The 3580-nt window shown below is 67.6% G+C and carries 3 protein-coding genes; all 3 read left to right on the top strand.

Features of this window, described 5'->3' with window-relative positions:
- Positions 1-30: 30 nt before the first annotated feature.
- Positions 31-1929: an alpha-galactosidase gene (locus tag FJZ36_18365; GenBank protein MBM3216864.1), complete on the top strand. Its 1899-nt coding sequence runs from the start codon at positions 31-33 to the stop codon at positions 1927-1929.
- Positions 1930-1937: 8 nt separating this feature from the next.
- Positions 1938-3395 (top strand): CoA-acylating methylmalonate-semialdehyde dehydrogenase, encoded by a 1458-nt coding sequence (locus FJZ36_18360; protein ID MBM3216863.1) that lies wholly within the window; start codon positions 1938-1940, stop codon positions 3393-3395.
- A partial coding sequence (locus FJZ36_18355) for a gfo/Idh/MocA family oxidoreductase (GenBank protein MBM3216862.1) occupies positions 3392-3580 on the top strand: 189 nt, incomplete at its 3' end. The genes FJZ36_18360 and FJZ36_18355, both read left to right, overlap by 4 nt.

Below are 3580 nucleotides of genomic sequence, written 5' to 3'. Positions count from 1 at the left end.
CCCAACGAGCGGCAAGCCCGGGATGCATGGGTGTCACGGCACTTCGGGGCAACGGTTCAGCCCGTCTACTCGTTCACGTTGAATCGGCGTTCGTCGACGGAGTTCCTGGCGTCGTGGAGCGCTTCGGAGGAGACCACGGAATCCGACGGGCGGACGATCCGTCGGCATAATCGCACCGATCCAGAGACCGGCATCGTCGTCCGCTGCGACTGGGAGGTGTTCGGTGACTTCCCAGCCGCGGAATGGGTCGTCACGCTGGAGAACACGAGCGATCGCGACACGCCGCTGCTCGAAGCCATCCAGACGATCGATGCGACGCTGCTCGAACCGGCTGGGAAGACCGCTGTCCTGCATCGCGCGTTGGGGAGCAACGCTGCCCGCTCGGACTTCGCGCCGGTTCACGAGGAACTAGCTCCCGGAGCGTCGATCCGGTTGGCGCCGATCGGCGGACGGTCGTCGAACACGGCCTCGCTGCCCTTCTTCAACCTGAAAGGGGACGGCGCTGGTGTCGTCATGGCGATCGGCTGGTCGGGCCAGTGGGCAGCGTCCTGGACGCACGGACACGGCGTGCGCGTCACAGCCGGTATGGAGCGGACACGGCTGAAGCTGCGTCCCGGCGAGTCGATCCGCACGCCCCGAGTCCTACTGCTGTTCTGGGAGGGCGACGACGAGCTCCGGGGCAACAACCTGTTCCGGCGGCTCGTCCTGGCGCATCGCTGCCCGCAACAGGACGGCTCGCCCACGCTGGGACCCCTCGCCGCGACCGGTTCCCCCGGCATCGACTCGGAGTTCAACGCCGCGACGGAGCTCAATCAACTCGCCTCCGCCGAGCGGTACCGGCAGTTCGGCTACGAGCCGGAGTATTGGTGGATCGACGCCGGGTGGTACGAAGGCAAGTGGCCCAACGGCGTCGGCAACTGGTTCGCCCGGACGGACGGCTTCCCGAACGGGCTGATGCCCATCTCGGACGGCGTGCGCGCGATGGGCTACGAGGGGTTCCTGCTGTGGTTCGAGCCGGAACGCGTTCATCGGGGCACATGGATCGACCGCGAACACCCCGAATGGGTCCTCGACCTGCCGGACCACGCGAACGGGCTGCTCGATTTGGGCAATCCCGACGCGCTGCATTGGCTCACCGAGCACGTCTCGACCGCCATCGAGCGCGACGGCATCGGGTTCTTCCGCCAGGACTTCAACATGGACCCGCTGCCCTACTGGCGGGCGCACGACGAGCCCGAGCGCGAGGGAATCCACGAGATTCGGCACGTCGAGGGACTCTACGCCTTCTGGGACGCGCTGCTGTCGCGCCATCCGGGTCTGCGCATCGACAACTGCGCCAGCGGCGGGCGACGCATCGACCTTGAGACCACCTGGCGCAGCGTTCCGTTGTGGCGCACCGATTACCAGTACTTCGAGCCGAACGGCTATCAGTGCCACACCTACGGCTTGAATCACTACGTCCCGCTGTCGGCGACCGGAAGCGGCAGCCCAGACCTCTACGCGTTCCGCAGCGGCATGAACTCCGGCATCGTGCTGGGCTGGTACCTCTGGGATCGGGGGTTCCCCATCGACCTGGGCAAGCGCTGTCTCGACGAGTACATGCGCCTGCGCCACCTCTACCTGGGCGACTTCTACCCGCTGACGGAGCACTCGACGGCAGACGACGTCTGGATGGCGTACCAGTTCCACCGCGACGACCTCGACGAGGGGATGGTCTTCGCGTTCCGCCGCCAGGACAGCGGCACGTCGTCGATCCGGCTTTCCCTGCGCGGTCTGGATCCCGCTGCGACCTACGAAGTGGAGATCGACGACGAGGTCACGACGGCGACGGGCGCCGAGTTGGCGCGGCTGGACATCGCCATCGACGAGCCTCGGGGCTCGGCTCTCGTCCACTACTTCGAGTCGCAGGGCCGAGCGCGGGTCACGTGAGGGGACGCATGTCTGACGTGCTGAGGAACTACGTCGCCGGCAAGTGGACGGACGCCACGGGGACCGATTTCCTGCCCGTGCGGAGCCCTGCCACCGGAGAGACGATCGCGCTCGTCCCGTGTTCGAGCCCAACGGACGTGGGTGTTGCCGCGCGCGCGGGAGAGGTGGCGTTCCGCGAGTGGAGCCGCGTCCCGTGCGTTGAGCGGGTCGAGCCCCTGTTCCGTCTAAAAGGTCTGCTGGAAAGCGCGGCGGACGACCTTGCCCGTAGCGTGACCGTCGAATGCGGGAAGACGCTCTCCGAGAGCCTCGGTGAGGTGCGGCGCGGCATCGAGAACGTCGCGAACGCGTGCGGCATGCCGTCGCTGATGCAGGGGACTGTCAGCGAGGACATCGCGCGCGGCATCGACGAGTTCATGATCCGCCAACCGTTGGGCGTTGTCGCCGCGATCACGCCGTTCAACTTCCCGGCGATGATCCCGCTCTGGTTCCTGCCGTACGCTGTCGCGACGGGCAACTGCTTCCTCCTCAAACCAAGCGAGCGGACGCCAATGGCCAGCCAGCGGCTCATGGCGCTCATCGTCGATGCGGGGTTCCCGCCCGGCGCCGTCCAGCTCGTCAACGGCGACCGTCGGACGGCAGAAGCCATCGTGGATCATCCCGCCGTGCGAGCTGTCAGCTTCGTCGGCACGACGGCGGTTGCGAAGGCGGTGTACAGCCGCGCCACTTCGCTGGGGAAGCGAGCTCAGTGCCAGGGCGGAGCCAAGAACCCCGCCGTCATCATGCCCGACGCCGACCCGTCCCTAACCGTACGGAACCTGGCGGACTCGGCGTTCGGATGCGCCGGTCAGCGATGCTTGGCGGTCTCCGTCGCGGTCGTCGTCGACGAGAACAACGCGATGGTGGATGCGCTCGCCGAGGTTGCGTCGACGCGACGCGTCGGGAACGGTCTCGACCCCGACACGGAGATGGGTCCCGTCATCACCGACGAGAGCCGCCGCCGCATCGAGGCGTCTGTGGAGCGAGCGCTTGCCGACGGGGCGAAGCCGCTTGTCGACGGTCGCGGATGCCGAGTTCCGGACCACGAAGGCGGCTTCTTCACGGCTCCGACCATCCTGTCAGACGTGGCGACCGATGGCGATCTGGCGCGGACGGAAGTCTTCGGGCCCGTGCTCGCCCTGATGCGAGCGGGCGGTCTGGACGACGCCATCCGCATCGTCAACGGCAGGCGATACGGCAACCAGGCGTCCATCTACACGTCGGACGGCGCGGCAGCGCGCAGGTTCCGCGTCGAAGCCAGCGCCGGGAACATCGGCGTCAACGTCGGCGTGGCGGCTCCGATGGCGTTCTTCCCCTTCAGCGGGTGGAACGACAGCTTCATGGGCGACTTGCACGGACAGGGCGCGCACGCAGTCGAGTTCTACACGCAGACGAAGGTCGTCGTGGAACGCTGGGGAGCGCCGCGATGAGCTTCCGCGTCGGCATCGTGGGAACGGGCGGCATCGCGCACGCGCACGCCGGAGCGTGCGACGCACTGGACGATGTCGAGCTCTGCGCCGTCGCGGACGTCTCCGCCGAGAGCGCCCAACGTTTCGCCGAGGCGAAAGGCGTGCCAGCGCACTTCGGCGATCTGGATGAGATGCTGCGCTCCGTG

The sequence above is a fragment of the Candidatus Poribacteria bacterium genome (genome assembly GCA_016866785.1).
Taxonomy (GTDB): domain Bacteria; phylum Poribacteria; class WGA-4E.
This window is presented reverse-complemented; position numbering and strand designations above follow the sequence as displayed.

What these genes read in the sequence shown, in the direction of transcription:
- FJZ36_18360 (MBM3216863.1), top strand. Translation starts at nt 1,938, where the DNA reads ATGTCTGACGTGCTGAGGAACTACGTCGCCGGCAAGTGGACGGACGCC.